Below are 16,282 nucleotides of genomic sequence, written 5' to 3'. Positions count from 1 at the left end.
GTCACTCCTTGATTGTCCGGTGGTGGTCCGGTGGGCAGCAGGCGGGATGGTCGGGAGGCCTGCGTCAGGCCGCCGGACCGCCGTAGATGAGGTACTGGCGGCGTCGGGCGTCGAAGGCCGCCAGCTCCTCGCGCCACGCACCGACGACCTCGTCCGCCGAGGCGCCGGCGTCGACCTGCGTGCGCAGCCGCGGCGAGCCGGTCAGCTTGTCGACCCAGTACGGCCGCTGCGGGTCGTAGGAGTCGTAGCGCCAGGCGAAGTCGGGGTAGAGGGCCTTGAGCGCGACGAGCATCTCGACGGTCGTGCGGATCGGGTCGAAGTCCGACGCGTCGGTGACGTGCAGCTGGATGCCGCCGCAGACGGCGCCGGTGTGCTTGCTGAACGTCGGGGTGAAGTAGGCCTCGCGGACGCCGACGCCGGGCAGGCCACGGGCGGCGACGCGCTCGGCCCAGCGGTGGTCGACGAAGGGCGCCCCGAGCAGCTCGAACGGCCGCGTCGTGCCGCGCCCCTCCGAGAGGTTGGTGCCCTCGAAGAGGCACGTGCCCGGGTAGACGAGCGCGGTGTCGGGCGTCGGCATGTTCGGGCTCGGCATGACCCACGGCAGTCCCGTGGCGGCGAACGGCACGTCGCGCCGCCAGCCCTTGAGCTCGACGACGGTGAGGTCGCGCAGGCGGCCGCCGGCGTCGGCGGGCAGGAACTCGGCGTCGAAGAAGCGGGCCAGCTCGCCGACCGTCATGCCGTGCGCCTGGACGATCTCCTTGGCCCCGACGCCCGAGGTGTAGGCCGTCGTCATCATCGGGCCGCGGGCGGTGCCGCCGACCGGGTTCGGCCGGTCGAGCACGACGAACCGCGCCCCGACCGCGACGGCCGCGCGCATCGCCGTGTACATGGTCCAGATGTAGGTGTAGAACCTGGCGCCGACGTCCTGGATGTCGAAGACGACGGTCTCGACGCCGGCGGTGCGGAACATCGAGGTCAGCTTGGTGACCGTGGCGCCGTACGCGTCGTAGACGGTGATGCCGGTGCGCGGGTCGGTGTGGGTGCCCTCGGAGCTGCCGGCCTGGGCGGTGCCGCGGAAGCCGTGCTCCGGTCCGAAGACGCCGACGACGTCGACGGCACCGGACTCGTGCATCTCGTCGACGATGGTGCGCAGGTTGGTCAGGATGCCGGTCGGGTTGGTGATGACGCCGACCTTCTGGCCGCTCAGCACCGACCATCCCGACGCGGCGGCGCGGTCGGCGCCCGGGGTGACGGGATTGGCCGGGAAGTTGGTCGAGGACGGCTGTGCTGCAAGGGAGCCCGCGGCGGTCGCCGGCAGGGCGATGGCGCCGAGCGCTCCGGCGGTGAGCAGCTGGCGGCGGTTGAGACGGGTCATCGTGAGTTCTCCGATCCTTCTGGCAGGTGGGACGGCACGGGCAGGCGCACCGTGGCGACGACGGCGCGGTGGTCGCTGGCGGGCACCAGCTCGGGGTCGTGCTGGGTGGAGGCGTCGAGCACCTCGACGCCGGCGGAGACCGACACGACGTCGATGCGCTTGGTCGGGCCGATTGCGGGGTAGCTGAGGCCGGGCTCGCCGTCGCGGACCGGGGCCACGGCCCAGGCGTCGCGCAGGCGCGTCCAGAGCGGCGCGAGCTCAGGGGCTGACGCCTCGGCGTTGAGGTCGCCGAGGAGCACCTGGCTCGCTCCCGCGGGGTCCTCGTCGAGGATGCGCAGCGTGTCGGCCACCTGCAGGCGGCGCACCGACGGGTCGCCCCGGTAGTCGAGGTGGGTGACGTACACGTGCGTGCGCGCCCCGCCGGCCTGCACGACCGCCTCGAGGAAGCCCGGCGCCGGGGCGGGCACCGGGTTCGGGTCCTGCGTGGACAGGCGCGTCAGGTCGTGGTTCTCGACCGACACGAGCGGGAACCGGGACAGCAGGGCGACACCGAACTCGCGCCGCGGCTGCCCGGGAGCGGGCGGGTCGAGGCTGTAGATCGGGGCGAAGGCCGTGCGCATCCCGAGGCGTCGCCCGAGCTCGGCGACGGTGTCCTCCCAGCGCGACCGGTCGCCCCAGTGGACGTCGGCCTCCTCGATACCGACGACATCGGCGTCGAGCGCGCGGATCGCGGCGGCGGTGCGGTCGAGGTCGTAGACGTTGTCGGTACCGGCGCCGGCGTGGATGTTGTACGTGGCGACGCGTGCGGTGACCGGGGGCACCGCGGTGGTGGCGGTGGTGGTGGCGGTGGTGGCGGCCGCGTCGGACGACGGCCCGGCGTGGGCGGGCCCCGCCGCGAGGGCGGTGGCGGCGAGGGCCGCCACCGCCAGCGCGGTGCCGAGGGTCCGGTGGGTCCGGTGGGTCCGGAGGGTTCGACGCGGCCGGTGGGTCCTGACGGTCGGCAGGGTGCGCACGTCAGTAGGTGAGGCCGTGGCCGAACGGGTAGAGCGGCGTCGACGGGTCGCCCTTGACCGGGATGTCGACGGGCAGCTTCGCCGTCGGCGCGACCTCGCCGGTGATGACCCGAGCCGCCGCCTCGATGGCGACCGGGCTGTAGGAGTAGGTCGCGAGGTAGGTCTGGGCCTCGGTGACGTAGGCGATGTCGTAGGGGTCGCGCACCGCCACGACGACGACCGGGACACCCGAGGCGATGAGCTGGCGGACGAGCTTCTGCTGCCCCCCGCGGGTATCGGTGGTCGCGGCGTCCCAGGCCTTCATCGTCGTGACGACGACGAGGTCCTTGCCGGCCGCCGCGGCGACCGCCGAGGCCACCTTGGCGTCGGTCGGGGAGGTGCCGGTCTCGAGGGTCTGCACCGTGGCGCCCTTGTCGGCCAGGCCCGCGGCGAGGGTCGAGGTCGTGGAGACGCCGTAGCCCGTGACGAGCACCTTCTTGCCGGCCGCGGCCACTGGCAGGACCCCGGCGTCGTTCTTCACGAGCGTCGTGGTGCGGTCGGTGACCTCGTCGGCGGCGGCCAGGTGGGCGGGCGTGCCCACGACCCCGGCGACGCCCGCCGGGTCGGCGTAGGGCTGGGTGGCGACACCGCGGCGGTACTTCAGGCGCAGGACGCGGCGCACCTTGGCGTCGAGGTCGGACGGGTGGATGCGGTGGCTGCGCACGGCCGCGACGACGGCGGCGTACGCCTCGTCCATGGCGGGGCTCATGAGCAGCTGGTCGGCGCCCGCGAGCAGCGCCCGCACCGGCACCTCGGCGTCGCCGTACTTGTCGCGCACGCCCTGCATGCCGAGGGAGTCGGTGACGATGACGCCGTCGTAGCCGAGCTCGTCGCGCAGCACGCCGGTGAGGATCGGGTGGCTCAGCGTCGCCGGGTCGCCGGAGTCGTCGAGCGCCGGGAACGCGAGGTGGGCCGTCATGATCATGTCGATCCCCTCGCGGATCGCGGCCTTGAACGGCGGGGCGTCGATGCTCTCCCACTGGGCACGCGTGTGCGTGATGATCGGGAAGGCGACGTGGCTGTCGGTGGCGGTGTCACCGTGGCCGGGGAAGTGCTTCGCCGAGGACGAGATCCCGGCGTCGCGCTGGTAGCCGGCCACCTGCGCGGCGACGAGCTCGGCGGCGAGGTCGGGGTGCGAGGAGAACGACCGGGTGCCGATGACCGGGTTGAGCGCGTTGACGTTGACGTCGCAGACCGGCGCGAAATTCGTGTTGACGCCCATGGCCAGCAGCTCCTGGCCGGTGATCGCCGCGGCGGTGCGGGCGTCGGGGGCGCTGCGACCGGCCCCGAGGGCCATCGAGCCGGGGAACTGGGTGGCGGGCGGGCCGATGCGGGTGACGACGCCCTGCTCCTGGTCGATGGCGATCTGGAGCGGCACCTTCGCCTTGGTCGACTGCTCGAGCGCGGCCTTCTGCAGGCCGTTGGAGAGGCCGACGATCTGGTCGGGGTTCTGCACGCTGTCGGTCCACGCGAAGTAGATGACGCCGCCGAGGTGGTACTTGCGCACGACCTCGGCCGGGCTCGCGACGCCGTAGAGCGGCACGTTGCGCTGGTCGGGGGTCGTGGCGTCCTTGCCGTAGACGTTCTGGATGAACAGCTGGCCGACCTTCTCCTCGAGGGTCATCCGGCTCAGCGTCGAGGTGATCCAGCCCTCCTCGCCCGCCGTGGCGGCGGCAGCCGCCCCGGGGGCGGTGGCGGCGCGGGCCTGGCCGGCGACGGTGCCGGCCGCGGCGACCGCGAGGCCACCGGCGAGGACGGTACGGCGGGACAGCTCTGACATGGACATGGTGCCTCCGAAGGAATGTGAACAATTCACGCGTTCTGCTGTCAGGGCGGAACTTACCTACGGAGTGTGACGTCGGCAACAGATAGGGCGACGCCGTCCGGAAGCCTGTCCGGTCGACGCCGCCCTGTCCGGGTCCGGCCGTGGGTCAGTGCAGGTAGCCCTGCGCGTCGACGACGACGGTCACGGTGCCCGCCGAGTGGTTGACGATCGTCGCCATGCCGTCGGCGGCGAGGCGGGTCAGGACGAGGTTGGCGACGACCTGGCCCGTCGTGAAGTTCGCCGTCGACGTGCCGCCGTTCGCGGACGCGTCGGCGGTGAGGAAGCCCGGCTTCTGCGGCGAGGCGACGGTGAGGTTGAGCACCGCGACCGTGGCGCCGGCCGGAACGGGCGAGCCGGTCACGCCGGCCACCCGGACCTTGAGGGCGGCGTTGGCCGCCAGGGCGGTCTTCACGGGGTTGCTCGGCGTGCCGGTGCGGGTGTCGACGAGTCGCACCGGCGTCGTGGTCACCCACTGGTTCGAGGTGCCGGTCGCCGCGAGGTAGCCCTCGACGTCGGCGACGACCTGGACCGTGCCCGCCGAGTGGTTGACGATCGTCATCGTGCCGCTGCCGGTGAGTCGGGTGATGACGAGGTTGGCGACGGTCTGGCCCTTGACGAAGTTCGTCGTCGACGTGCCGCCGCCGGCCGTGGCGTCGACGCTGAGGAACCCTGCGGCCCTCGGCGACGTGACCGTGAGGTTGAGCCCCGCCGCGACGGCCCCGGCGGGCACGGGGGACCCGCTGACGCCGGCCACCCGCACCGTCAGCGCCGCGTTCGGCGCGAGCGCCGTCTTCACGGGGTTGCTCGTCGTGCCGATGCGGGTGTCGAGCAGGCGCGTCGGCGCGGGGGAGACCCACTGGCGCAGGGTGCCCGCGGCGCTGAGGTAGCCCTCGACGTCGGCGACGACCTGGACGGTGCCGGTGGAGTGGTTGACGATCGTCATCGTGCCGCTGCCGGTGAGTCGGGTGATGACGAGGTTGGCGACGGTCTGGCCGCGGACGAAGTTCGTCGTCGACGAGCCCCCCGAGCTCGTGGCGTCGACGCTGAGGAAGCCCGCCGCGCTCGGCGAGGTGACCGTGAGGTTGACCGCCGCCGCGGGCGCCCCCGCGGGCACGGGCGAGCCGGTCACGCCGGCCACCCGCACCGTCAGCGCCGCGTTCGGCGCGAGCGCCGTCTTCACGGGGTTGCTCGTCGTGCCGACGCGGGTGTCGAGCAGCCGCGCCGGGGCGACGGGGACGAGGTGGCCGTGCGGCAGGGGCGTCACGGCCGGCGTGCGCGTCGAAGCCGGGCCGGTGCCGACCGCGTTCGTCGCCGTGACCGTGAACGTGTACGCGGTGCCGTTGGTCAGACCCGGCACGACGGCGGACCGTGCCGACCCGTTCGTCGTGACCTTCGCGCCGCCCGGGGACGCCGTGACCGTGTAGCCCGTGACCGGGTTGCCGTTGTCGGTGGCGGCGGCCCACCGGACCGTCGCCTGCCCGTCGCCCGGCACGGCCGAGACCGAGCCCGGCGCGGCAGGCGCCGTGGCCACGAGCTGGAAGGTCATGGCGTCGACGGCGACGGTCGCGGTGGTGGGGCTGGGGGTCGGGCTCGTGTCGTTGTCGCCGAGGTGCACGCTGACCGAGCGGCCGGACACCGCGGAGTACGTGCCGAGCGCCAGCGTCCCGCCGGCGGCGGGCTGGGCGAGGGTCTGCGTCCGGGAGCCGTTGGCGTCGGTGACGGTGTAGGTGGCGCGAGCCGGCGAGGTCGCTGCCGGGACCGAGGCGCTGACGGAGTAGAAGCCCTGGGGCAGCACCGGCGACCAGGTGGCCCCGTTCGACTCCTGCGACCCGTTGGCGTACGTGTAGTACGCCCGGCTCCGGACGCCCTTGGGTGCCATCGAGTGCCAGTAGTCCATCCTCCCGGTGAAGACGAAGGACGTGCTGCCGGGCCCGTAGACGCGTGTGCCGTAGTCGACCGGGACCGGGGTGCCGATGACGTGGCCGCCGACCCAGTTCGCGTCGATGTCGAGCTTGACCCCACCCCAGGTCTCGGTGGTGAGCTGGTACTGGTGGATCCGCTGGCCGGACGCCCAGTAGGAGTCCTTGAACGCCGGGTAGGCGGCGGAGTCCGAGAGCGTCTGCAGCCCGTTCCATCGGGCGAACCACACGTCGTCCGGCGGGGTGAAGCCGCTCGTGCCGTAGGCGTCCGACAGGTCGACCATGACGGAGGACGTGCTGCCGTAGACGCCGGACCTGTAGCCGAGGCGGTGCAGCTCGGTGGTCCAGGCGGTGAGGAACGTCAGGACGGTCTGGCGGCAGGACGCGGCCGTCGTCGGGTCGCTGGAGCCGTACGCCTCCATGTCGTAGTAGACGGGCGTCCCTGCGCCGAGCCCGAAGGCCTGGGCGCGGGCGACGGCGTCGTCGGCGGCCGTGGTGCCCTGTGCGGCCGCCTTGGTCGGGTCGATCTTCGCCAACCCCGGCTGGTTGACGCACGGGGCCTGCAGGTCGACGTAGATCGGCATGAGGCCCCAGCCCATCCCCGCCACCTGGCTCACCCACGACGCCGAGAGGTTGCCGTCGCCGCAGGCGCGCATCGACCCGCCGATGTAGATGCCCATGGCCCGGTAGGGCGAGGAGGCGTACCACTTCTGCATCGTCGTCAGCGCGGGCGCGGCGCACGTGTCGAAGCCCATGCCCCGGAAGCCGTTCGAGACTCCCGTGCCGGCCGTGGTCGCCATGGTCGCCGTGGTCGCCGCGGTCGCGCTCGTCGTCGCGGTGGCGGTTGCGCTGGTGGGGGCGAGTGACCGGCGAGCGTCAGCCCGGCTGACGGCAGGGGAGCCGGTCCCAGCCGTGGTCCCGGCCGTCGTACCGGTCGTGCCGGTGGTCCCGGTCGTGCTCGTCGCGCGCGCCGTGGACAGGACGTCGTCGACGGTGGCCTCGTCGCCGGCCCAGGCGGCATCGACGGTGACGCCGGGCGTCGCGAACCGCACGAGCTTGGTGCGCCCCTCGGGGTTGCGGGCCGTGTGGGCGGGCAGCGAACCGACGCGCGTCTGGCGGGACGAGGTCGAGCGGGTGTCCCCGGCCGTCGTCGGGTGCAGCCAGAGGGTGTCGGAGCGGCCGACGAGGTGGGCCGGGCAGTCCTGCTGCGCGGCCGGCTGCCCGACGTACACCGCCTTGACGTCGAGCCGGACGCACCGGGTGGGGTCGGCGTCGAGGTCGACGACCTGCCAGCCGGCGGGGACCGTCAGGTGCACCCCGCGGTAGGAGACCTCCCGCTGCGCCGTGGCCGGCGTCGCGACCGACGCGGCGGCCGGCGTGCTGGCCGACGTGGCGGCCGACGTGGTGGGTGGGGCTGCGGGCGCTGTGGCTGCCTGACCGGCTGCGTCGGCCACACCGCTCGGGGCCAGGACGAGCGCGGCCGCGAGGCCGGTCGAGAGGAGGACGGACGTCGTCGGCCGCAGGCGGCCCACCCCTGGAGAACGCATGAAGCCGGACCCTTCGCCGCCACGGGGCCGCGCGGCCTGCCGCGTGCACCCGTGGATCTGTCGTGGACGCAGGGGGCCCCGACCACCTGCGCCACCGAGGCTACCTGCGCAACCTGCGCAAAAGATCACAAAGAGGGGCGTACTGCATGGACCTGCAGCCTCACCACCCGGCGAGCGAGCGCACTGTCTGCACGGTGTCGACCTCCTCGACGCGCTTGTCGTCGCGGTAGCGCAGCACCCGGGCGAACCGCAGCGCCATCCCGCCGGGGTAGCGGCTCGAGCGCTGGACGCCGTCGAAGGCGATCTCGACGACCTGCTCGGGCCGCAGGTGCACGACCCACTCGCTCGCGTCGGGGTCCTCGACGGCGAGCTCGCGGAACCGCTGCGTCTGCCACGCGAGCATCTCGTCGGTCATCCCCTTGAAGGTCTTGCCGAGCATGACGAGCTCGCCGGTGTCGGCGTCGCGGGCCCCGAGGTGGATGTTGGACAGCCAGCCACGGCGTCGGCCGCTGCCCCACTCGACGGCGAGGACGACGAGGTCGAGGGTGTGCCGCGGCTTGACCTTGACCCAGCCCGGCCCGCGACGGCCGGCCGCGTAGGGCAGCTCGGGGTCCTTGACGACGACGCCCTCGTGCCCCGCGGCGACGAGGTCGGTGAAGAAGCCCGACGCGGCGCCGGCGTCGTCGGTCGCGAGGCGTGGCACGAGCCACGCCGGTGGCACGGTGGCAGCGAGCGCCGACCAGCGCTCGCGGGCCGGCTCGTCGAGCAGGTCTCGGCCGTCGAGGTGCAGCAGGTCGAAGAAGTACGGCGTCAGCGGCACCTCGGCGCGCAGCCGCTCGACGTCGGCGGTGCTCGCGGTGCGCGCCCCGGTGACCTGGAACGGCTGGGGTCGCCCGCCCTCGCCGAGCGCGATGACCTCGCCGTCGAGCACCGCGGTGTCGACGTCGAGGCCCGACAGCGCCTCGGTGATCTCGGGCATCCGGTCGGTGACCTCCTCGAGCGTGCGGGTGAAGAGGCGCACGGTGCCCGGCGTGGAGCGGTGGTCGACGTGGGCCTGCAGCCGGATGCCGTCGAGCTTGGTCTCGACGACGACCTCGCCGCCGAGGGTCTCGAGGGCCGCCGGGACGTCGGGGGCCGACCCGGCGAGCATCGGCCGCAACGGCCGCCCCACCTCGAGCGTGATCGCCTCGAGGGCCCCCACCCCGCCGTCGAGGGCCGCCCGCGCGACGGGCCCGGTGAACCCGGCGAGCATGACCGCCCGGCGCACCGCGGCGTCGGGCACGGCGGCGGCCTTCGCGACGGCCTGCAGCATGACGCCGTCGCCCGCGCCCTGACGCGTCTCGCCGGTGATGAGCCCGCGCAGCCAGCGCTGCTCGTCGGCGGTGGCGCGGGCGAAGAGCTCGGTGACGGCGGCCGATCGGCTCGCGGCGGAGCCGGACCCGCCGAGGCCGGCCATGGCGGTGGCGGCGGCGTGAACGTCGGCGACCGTGAGCGTCGGCTCGTCGGCGGGGTCGGGCAGCGACCGCAACCCACGCCAGCTGACGCCGATGCGGCGCTGCGGGAGCACCCCCGACAGGTGCGCGGCCACCACCTCGACGGTGTCGGGGCCGTCGAGCGCGGCGCGGGACAGGCAGGCGGCGAGGGCCTCGACCTTGGCGGTGCGCGACGACGTGGCCGCGACGGCGTGCGAGGTGTCGACGACGTCGGACAGGAGCATGCCCCGATCCTGCCCCGCGCCGCCGACACCGGCCAGCGGCGCGCGGGCACCCGCGTCGGGCGGGGGGGGGTGGCGCGTCAGGCGGTGACGCGGCGCAGGAAGGCGACGGCCCGCTCCAGGGCCAGGCGCCCGGCGTCCCCGTCGAGGTCGAACTGGTACTCGTGGGCCAGGCGCGGCTCGTGGTCCTCGGGGAAGAAGAGCGTCTCGACGTCGAGGCCGAGCCGCTCGAGCGTCGCGACGAGGCCGAGCGAGTGGGGCAGGAGCGGGTCGGCGTTGCCGGCCGACACGAACGCCGGCGGGAACCCCGGGCCGACGTGCTGCGGCACCGACCCGAGCATGAACGACGGGTCGGCGCTCGCGTCGCGCCGCCCGGAGTAGGCCCACAGCGCGGTCCGCACCAGCCACGAGCCGAGCGGCGTCGACCCGCGGGCGAGGTCGAAGTCGAAGGCGCCGCAGAAGAGGAGCAGCCCGCGGAGGTGGTCGGCCGGCAGGGCGGTCCGGAGGCCGACGGCCTCGGCGTAGTCCGCGTCGGTCGCCAGGCAGGCGACCTGCGCCGCCACGTGCGAGCCGGCCGAGTCGCCGGCGAGTACGACCCGCGACGCGTCGACCCCGAGGCGGTCGGCCTCGCGTAGCACGTGGTCGAGCGCCGCGGCCGTCTGTCGCACCGGCGTCGGGTAGCGGGCCTCCGGGGCGATCGAGTAGTCGACGCCGACGACCGTGAAGCCTTGTGCGGCAAGCACCCTCAGGTAGCCCGCGATGAGGTCCTTGCTGCCGGAGACGAACGCCCCGCCGTGCACCCACACGACGGTCGGCAGGGGGCCGGACGCGTCGGCCGGGCGGTAGACGTCGAGCCGGGCGTCGGGCTCGCCGGCCAGGTAGGGCTCGTCCCGCAGCTCGGTCAGACCGGTCGGGGCGTGCGCCGCGAGCGCCGCGTCGGCCCGGCGCGCGCCCGCGTCGAAGAGGGCCCGGATGACGAGCACCGACGGCCAGGGGGAGACCCGGCTCGCGACCGCCACCGCCGCGCCCGCCGCGACGACGGTCCCGACGACGGTTCCGGCGACGGTCCCGGCGACGAGCCCGAACCGGCGCGCCCTGCGCCTCCTGCCTGCCCTGAGCCCCGAGCGTCCACCCATGGCCCGAACCTACCCGCGACGTCCGGGCGCGCAGGACACTTGACGCGGACCCCGTCGAGTGGCCAAGGTAAGCAAGCGCTTAGTTCGTCGCGAGGAGCCGTCATGCCCGACACCGCAGTCGTCACCGGGGCCGCCCGGGGGATCGGCCGTGCCATCGCGCAGCGCCTCGTCGACGAGGGCTGGCACGTCGTCATCTCCGACCGCGACGCCGACGCCCTCGAGCAGGTGGCCCGCGAGGTCGCCGCCTGCCCCCTCGTCGCCGACGTGTCGACCGATGCCGGCAACCGCGCCCTCGTCGAGGGCGCGTTCGGCCACCTCGGCCGCATCGACCTCTTCGTCGCCAACGCGGGCATCGGCACCGGCCTGGGGCTCGAGGCCTCCGACGCCGTCTGGGCCCGCGCGCTCGACGTCAACGTCCTCGCCCACGTGCGGGCGGCGCGCGAGCTCGTGCCACGGTGGCTCGAGGCCGGGGTGCCGGGCCGGTTCGTCGTGACCGCCTCGGCCGCCGGGCTGCTGACGATGCTCGGCGATGCCCCCTACTCGGTGACCAAGCACGCCGCCGTCGCGTTCGCCGAGTGGCTCGACGCCACCTACCGGCACCGCGGTGTCACGGTGCACGCCATCTGCCCCCAGGGCGTCGACACGCGGATGCTCGCCGACGCCGGGGCGCTGCGCGAGCTGCTGACCCGCGAGCGCGTCGTGACGCCCGAGCAGGTGGCCGACGCGCTCTGGGAGGCGATGGCGTCGGGCAGCTTCCTCGTGCTGCCGCACCCCGAGGTCGCCGAGTACCACGTGCAGCGCGTGAGCCACCCCGACGCGTGGCTCGCCGGCATGAACCGGCTCCAGCAGAAGCTCGAGCAGGCGACAGACCCGTCCGACCCGAACGCCCAGCCCACCCCGAAGCAGGAGAACGCATGACCGAGCAGCCCACCACCACGCGCACCGCCATCGTCACGGGCGCCGCCCGCGGCATCGGTGCCGCCGTCGCCAGGCGGCTCGCCGCCGACGGATTCGCCGTCGCGGTCCTCGACCTCGACGAGTCCGCTTGTGCCGCAGTGGTGTCCGAGATCGCGGCGGCCGGCGGGCGAGGCCTGGCGGTCGGCGTCGACGTGTCCGACGAGGCCGGGGTCGCCGCGGCCGTCGAGCGCGTCGCCACCGAGCTCGGTGCGCCCATGGTGCTCGTCAACAACGCCGGCATCATCCGCGACAACATGCTCTTCAAGATGACCGCCGACGACTGGGACGCCGTCATGAACGTCCACCTGCGCGGGTCCTTCCTCATGACGCGCGCCGCGCAGAAGCACATGATCGACGCCAAGTGGGGCCGCATCGTCAACCTCAGCTCGACCTCGGCCCTCGGCAACCGCGGCCAGGCCAACTACTCGGCCGCCAAGGCCGGCCTGCAGGGCTTCACCAAGACCCTCGCCATCGAGCTCGGCAAGTTCGGTGTCACCGCCAACGCCATCGCGCCGGGCTTCATCGCCACCGACATGACGCGCCAGACGGCCGAGCGCATGGGCATCACCTTCGAGCAGTTCCTCGAGGGCGCCGCCAAGGAGATCCCCGTCGCCCGCGTCGGCCAGCCCGAGGACATCGCCGCCACGGCCTCGTTCCTCGTCAGCGAGGGCGCCGGGTTCGTCTCCGGCCAGGTCGTCTACGTGGCCGGCGGCCCGAAGGACTGACGCGTGACCGACGCCGCCCGCGGCCCGCACGAACGCGGCGACGATGCCGCCGCGGACACCTCGCACCCCACCGACCCGCCGGGCCTGCCGCTCGAGGCGCTGCGGTCGTTCCTCGACCGGGAGGCGCCGGGCCTGCTCAGTGGGCCGCTCACGGGACGCGTCGTCGCGGGCGGCAAGTCCAACCTCACCTACGTCGTCGGCGACGGCGTCCGCACCGTAGTGGTGCGCCGTCCGCCGCTCGGCCACGTGCTCGCGACGGCGCACGACATGGTGCGCGAGCACCGGGTCATCACCGCGCTGCGCGACACCCCGGTGCCGGTGCCGGACACCTACGCCGTATGTGCCACCGACGACGTCCTGGGGGCGCCGTTCTACGTCATGGAGCACGTCGGCGGCACGCCCTACCGGTCGGCCGCACAGCTGGACGTCCTTGGCGCGCAACGCACCCGGGCCGTCGCCGAGCGGATGATCGACACGCTCGTCGACCTGCACGGTGTCGACCCGGACGCCGTCGGGCTCGGCGACTTCGGCCGGCCCGAGGGCTTCCTCGAGCGTCAGGTGCGCCGGTGGAAGCAGCAGCTCGACGCCTCCCGCAGCCGCGAGCTGCCCGGCATCGACGACCTGCACGCCCGGCTCGCCGCGTCGGTGCCCCACTCCGGTGCGCCGGCCGTCGTGCACGGCGACTTCCGGCTCGACAACCTCCTCGTCGACGACCGCGACGGTGTCACGGCCGTGCTCGACTGGGAGATGGCCACGCTCGGCGACCCTCTCACCGACGTCGCACTCCTCGAGGCCTACCAGAGCCTGCCGGAGATCGTCGGCGGCAACGCGGTCAGCGACGTCTCTCGCGCGCCCGGGTTCCCTTCCGGCGCAGAGCTGCTCGCCCGCTACGGCGAGCGCAGCGGCCGCGACCTGTCGAGTCTCTCGTTCCACCTCGGGCTCGCCTACTTCAAGCTCGCCGTGATCCTCGAGGGGATCCACTACCGCTACTCGAAGGGCCAGACCGTCGGCGAGGGCTTCTCGCGCATCGGCGAGGCCACCGCACCGCTCGTGGCAGCCGGGCTGCGGGCGCTCGACCGGGCCTGAACGGGCCGCACCGCAACCGAACCGGCCCCCGCCGCCGCCAGGAGGACCCGATGGACTTCGCCCACGACGACCGGACCGAGCAGCTGCTCGCCGACCTCCGCACGTTCCTCGCCGACCGCGTCGTGCCGGCGCTGCCGGAGTTCGACGCGCAGGTGGCCGGGGGCGACAACCGCTGGGCCTGGAGCCGGGTACCCGTGCTCGGTGAGCTGCGCGACGAGGCGCGCGAGCGGGGGCTGTGGAACCTCTTCCTGCCGGGTGAGCACGGCGCCGGGCTGACCAACCTCCAGTACGCGCCGCTCGCCGAGCTCACCGGCCGCTGCATCCGGCTCGCCCCGGCGGTGCTCAACTGCGCGGCCCCCGACACCGGGAACATGGAGGTGCTCGCCCAGTTCGGCACGGACGCCCAGAAGGCGCAGTGGCTCGAGCCCCTCCTGCGCGGCGAGATCCGCTCGGCGTTCGCCATGACCGAGCCCGACGTCGCGAGCAGCGACGCGACGAACATCGAGCTGTCGATCCGGCGCGACGGCGACGAGTACGTCGTCAACGGCCGCAAGTGGTGGATCACCGGCGCGATGAACCCCGACTGCCGCATCTTCATCGTCATGGGCAAGACCGACCCCGAGGCAGAGCGGCACCGGCAGCAGTCGATGGTCCTCGTGCCGCGAGACACCCACGGGCTCGAGGTCGTGCGCGGCATGGAGGTCTTCGGCTACGACGACCACGACCACGGCGGTCACGCCGAGCTGCGCTTCACCGACGTGCGCGTCCCGGCCACGAACCTCATCGCGGGTGAGGGGGACGGCTTCGCCATCGCCCAGGCCCGGCTCGGCCCCGGGCGCATCCACCACTGCATGCGCTCGATCGGCCTCGCGGAGGTCGCCGTCGAGGCCATGTGCCGACGGGTCTCGGAGCGGGTCGCCTTCGGCCGCCCGCTCGCCGAGCAGGGCGTCGTCCGCGACTGGATCGCCGAGTCGCGCGTGCGCATCGAGCAGCTGCGCCTCCTGGTGCTCAAGACGGCCTGGCTCATGGACACCGTCGGCAACAAGGGCGCCCACACCGAGATCCAGGCCATCAAGATCGCCACCCCGAAGACGGTCGAGTGGATCCTCGACAAGGCGATCCAGGCACACGGCGCGGCCGGCCTGAGCCAGGACACCGAGCTGGCCGCCGCCTTCGCCGGCATCCGCACGCTGCGCTTCGCCGACGGCCCCGACGAGGTGCACAAGAACGCGCTCGCCAAGGCCGAGCTGCGCCGCCACGCCCACTGAGCCACCCGCGCGCCCGGCAGGGCGGCGGATCGACAGGAAGGACGCGCCATGGACTTCGACCTCACCGGCGAGGAGCGCGAGATCCGCGACTGGGTCCGCACCTTCGTGCGCAAGGAGATCCTCCCGCTCGAGCCCGAGGTGCTCGAGCGCGAGCGCCGCCACGAGCGCGGCCTGCCCGCCGACACGCTGAAGGCCTTGCAGGACAAGGCGCGAGCCGCCGGGTTCTTCGGGATCCAGACGCCCGAGGAGTACGGCGGGATGGGCCTCGGCGCCGTCGTGGCGGCGCTCGTCGAGATCGAGCTCGGACGCTCGTTCGTGCCCTTCCGGTTCGCCGGTGAGGCCGACAACATCCTCTTCAGCGCCACCCGGGAGCAGCAGGACCGCTACCTGCGCCCGACCATCGAGGGCACGCGTCGGTCGTGCTTCGCCATCACCGAACCGGGTGCCGGCTCCGACGCGCGGGCCATCCGGACCAGTGCGCGCCGCGAGGGCGACGAGTGGGTCATCTCGGGGGAGAAGACCTTCATCACGGGCGGGCACGAGGCCGACTTCGTCATGGTGTTCGCCGTGACGGACAAGCAGAAGGGCGCCGACGGCGGCGTCACGTGCTTCCTCGTCGACCGGGACCGCGGCTGGGATAGCCGCCCCATCGACACCATGGGCGAGTGGGGTCCGGCCGCCCTCGTCTTCGACGACGTCCGCGTGCCGCACTCGGCGATCCTCGGCGAGGAGGGGAAGGGCTTCGAGCTGGCGATGCGCTGGATCGGCAAGGGACGCTACATGCTGCCCGCCCGCGCCCTCGGGTCCTGCGAGCGGCTCGTCGAGATGGGCATGGAGCACGCGCGCAACCGCGTCACCTTCGGCGAGCCCATCGCGAACCGCCAGGCGATCCAGTGGATGGTGGCCGACTCGGCCGTCGAGATCGAGGCCCTTCGCTGGCTCGTGCTGACGGCCGCCTGGCAGGTCGACCGTGGCCTCGACTCGCGGCAGTCGCAGTCGATGGCCAAGCTCTTCGGCGGCGTCAAGGCCAACGAGATCGTCGACCGCATCCTGCAGATGCACGGCGGCATGGGCTACACCCGCGAGCTGCCGGTCGAGCGCTGGTACCGCGAGCTGCGGCTGCTGCGGATCTACGAGGGCACCGACGAGATCCAGCGGCGCACCATCGCCCGCAACCTGCTGCGCGGGCACTCGTCGGTGCGCGGTCACCTCGGCTGACGCGTCGTGATCCGGCGGGGGCCTCGCCCCCGCCGCGGCGACGAAAGGCGCATGCTGGACGGGTGCCCGAGCCACCTGCCGGAGTCAGGACGTTCAACCGCTTCGCCGTGCGCGCCGCGGGGCACCGGCTCTTCCCCCTGTGGGCGGTGCTGCGGCACCGTGGTCGCCGCAGCGGCACCGAGTTCGCGGTACCGGTCGCCGTCCTCACGACGCCGGACGCGTTCGTCATCGCGCTGCCGTGGGGCCGCGGCACCGACTGGGTGCGCAACACCCGCGCCGCCGGCGGTTGCAGCATCCGCTGGAAGGGCCGCGAGTGGGCCTGCACCGACCCGACGTTCGTCGGCAAGGACGTCGCCCTCGCGGCCGCCGGACCGGTGCTGCGCAGGGTGCTGACGCGCCAGGACCCCGCAGGCGGGTTCCTGCACCTGACGCGTCGTCCGGCCTGATCCGGTGGCCACCG

The 16,282-nt window shown here is 73.8% G+C and carries 12 protein-coding genes; 6 read left to right on the top strand and 6 right to left on the bottom strand.

The window, feature by feature from the left end:
- Positions 1–64: 64 nt before the first annotated feature.
- From BIV28_RS15905 to BIV28_RS15880, 6 genes are all read right to left on the bottom strand, one after another.
- Entirely contained in the window at positions 65–1,375 is a 1,311-nt protein-coding gene (locus BIV28_RS15905) for an exo-beta-N-acetylmuramidase NamZ family protein (RefSeq protein WP_076263451.1), read from the bottom strand.
- Positions 1,372–2,388, bottom strand: a complete 1,017-nt coding sequence (locus BIV28_RS15900; protein ID WP_242653082.1) for an endonuclease/exonuclease/phosphatase family protein — start codon at positions 2,386–2,388, stop codon at positions 1,372–1,374. The genes BIV28_RS15905 and BIV28_RS15900 overlap by 4 nt, the downstream gene beginning before the upstream one ends.
- A 1-nt stretch (position 2,389) precedes the next feature.
- Complete coding sequence (locus BIV28_RS15895) at positions 2,390–4,213, bottom strand: glycoside hydrolase family 3 protein (RefSeq protein WP_083707416.1); 1,824 nt, start codon at positions 4,211–4,213, stop codon at positions 2,390–2,392.
- Positions 4,214–4,358: 145 nt separating this feature from the next.
- Positions 4,359–7,718: a glycoside hydrolase domain-containing protein gene (locus tag BIV28_RS15890; protein WP_083707415.1), complete on the bottom strand. Its 3,360-nt coding sequence runs from the start codon at positions 7,716–7,718 to the stop codon at positions 4,359–4,361.
- A 160-nt stretch (positions 7,719–7,878) separates the two neighbouring features.
- Positions 7,879–9,435 (bottom strand): ATP-dependent DNA ligase, encoded by a 1,557-nt coding sequence (locus tag BIV28_RS15885; RefSeq protein ID WP_076263448.1) that lies wholly within the window; start codon positions 9,433–9,435, stop codon positions 7,879–7,881.
- A gap of 77 nt (positions 9,436–9,512) precedes the next feature.
- Positions 9,513–10,568 carry an alpha/beta hydrolase gene (locus BIV28_RS15880; protein ID WP_083707414.1) on the bottom strand — a complete coding sequence of 352 codons (1,056 nt, stop codon included), beginning with the start codon at positions 10,566–10,568 and terminating at the stop codon, positions 9,513–9,515.
- A 102-nt stretch (positions 10,569–10,670) separates the two neighbouring features.
- Between BIV28_RS15880 and BIV28_RS15875 the strand changes: the two genes are divergently transcribed.
- The 6 genes from BIV28_RS15875 to BIV28_RS15850 all read left to right on the top strand — a co-directional run bounded on the left by BIV28_RS15875 (position 10,671) and on the right by BIV28_RS15850 (position 16,268).
- Positions 10,671–11,486, top strand: coding sequence for an SDR family oxidoreductase (locus BIV28_RS15875; RefSeq protein WP_076263446.1), 816 nt, complete (start codon positions 10,671–10,673; stop codon positions 11,484–11,486).
- Entirely contained in the window at positions 11,483–12,250 is a 768-nt protein-coding gene (gene fabG, locus BIV28_RS15870) for a 3-oxoacyl-ACP reductase FabG (protein ID WP_076263445.1), read from the top strand. The genes BIV28_RS15875 and fabG overlap by 4 nt, the downstream gene beginning before the upstream one ends.
- 3 nt (positions 12,251–12,253) lie before the next feature.
- Positions 12,254–13,336, top strand: a complete 1,083-nt coding sequence (locus BIV28_RS15865; protein ID WP_083707413.1) for a phosphotransferase family protein — start codon at positions 12,254–12,256, stop codon at positions 13,334–13,336.
- A gap of 50 nt (positions 13,337–13,386) precedes the next feature.
- Positions 13,387–14,604 carry an acyl-CoA dehydrogenase family protein gene (locus BIV28_RS15860; RefSeq protein ID WP_076263443.1) on the top strand — a complete coding sequence of 406 codons (1,218 nt, stop codon included), beginning with the start codon at positions 13,387–13,389 and terminating at the stop codon, positions 14,602–14,604.
- A 48-nt stretch (positions 14,605–14,652) separates the two neighbouring features.
- Complete coding sequence (locus BIV28_RS15855; RefSeq protein ID WP_076263441.1) at positions 14,653–15,822, top strand: acyl-CoA dehydrogenase family protein; 1,170 nt, start codon at positions 14,653–14,655, stop codon at positions 15,820–15,822.
- A gap of 62 nt (positions 15,823–15,884) precedes the next feature.
- Positions 15,885–16,268, top strand: a complete 384-nt coding sequence (locus tag BIV28_RS15850) for a PNPOx family protein (protein WP_076263440.1) — start codon at positions 15,885–15,887, stop codon at positions 16,266–16,268.
- Positions 16,269–16,282: the final 14 nt, after the last annotated feature.

Source organism: Intrasporangium flavum, from assembly GCF_001956915.1.
Taxonomy (GTDB): Bacteria; Actinomycetota; Actinomycetes; order Actinomycetales; family Dermatophilaceae; genus Monashia; species Monashia flava.
The sequence above is the reverse complement of the archived record's forward strand: the minus strand, read 5'-3'. Positions and strand labels throughout refer to the sequence as shown.

Coding starts and splice junctions, on each gene's coding strand:
- BIV28_RS15890 (WP_083707415.1), bottom strand. CDS start 7,718: ATGCGTTCTCCAGGGGTGGGCCGCCTGCGGCCGACGACGTCCGTCCTC.
- BIV28_RS15855 (WP_076263441.1), top strand. CDS start 14,653: ATGGACTTCGACCTCACCGGCGAGGAGCGCGAGATCCGCGACTGGGTC.
- BIV28_RS15895 (WP_083707416.1), bottom strand. CDS start 4,213: ATGTCCATGTCAGAGCTGTCCCGCCGTACCGTCCTCGCCGGTGGCCTC.
- BIV28_RS15885 (WP_076263448.1), bottom strand. CDS start 9,435: ATGCTCCTGTCCGACGTCGTCGACACCTCGCACGCCGTCGCGGCCACG.
- BIV28_RS15880 (WP_083707414.1), bottom strand. CDS start 10,568: ATGGGTGGACGCTCGGGGCTCAGGGCAGGCAGGAGGCGCAGGGCGCGC.
- BIV28_RS15860 (WP_076263443.1), top strand. CDS start 13,387: ATGGACTTCGCCCACGACGACCGGACCGAGCAGCTGCTCGCCGACCTC.
- BIV28_RS15875 (WP_076263446.1), top strand. CDS start 10,671: ATGCCCGACACCGCAGTCGTCACCGGGGCCGCCCGGGGGATCGGCCGT.
- BIV28_RS15905 (WP_076263451.1), bottom strand. CDS start 1,375: ATGACCCGTCTCAACCGCCGCCAGCTGCTCACCGCCGGAGCGCTCGGC.
- fabG (WP_076263445.1), top strand. CDS start 11,483: ATGACCGAGCAGCCCACCACCACGCGCACCGCCATCGTCACGGGCGCC.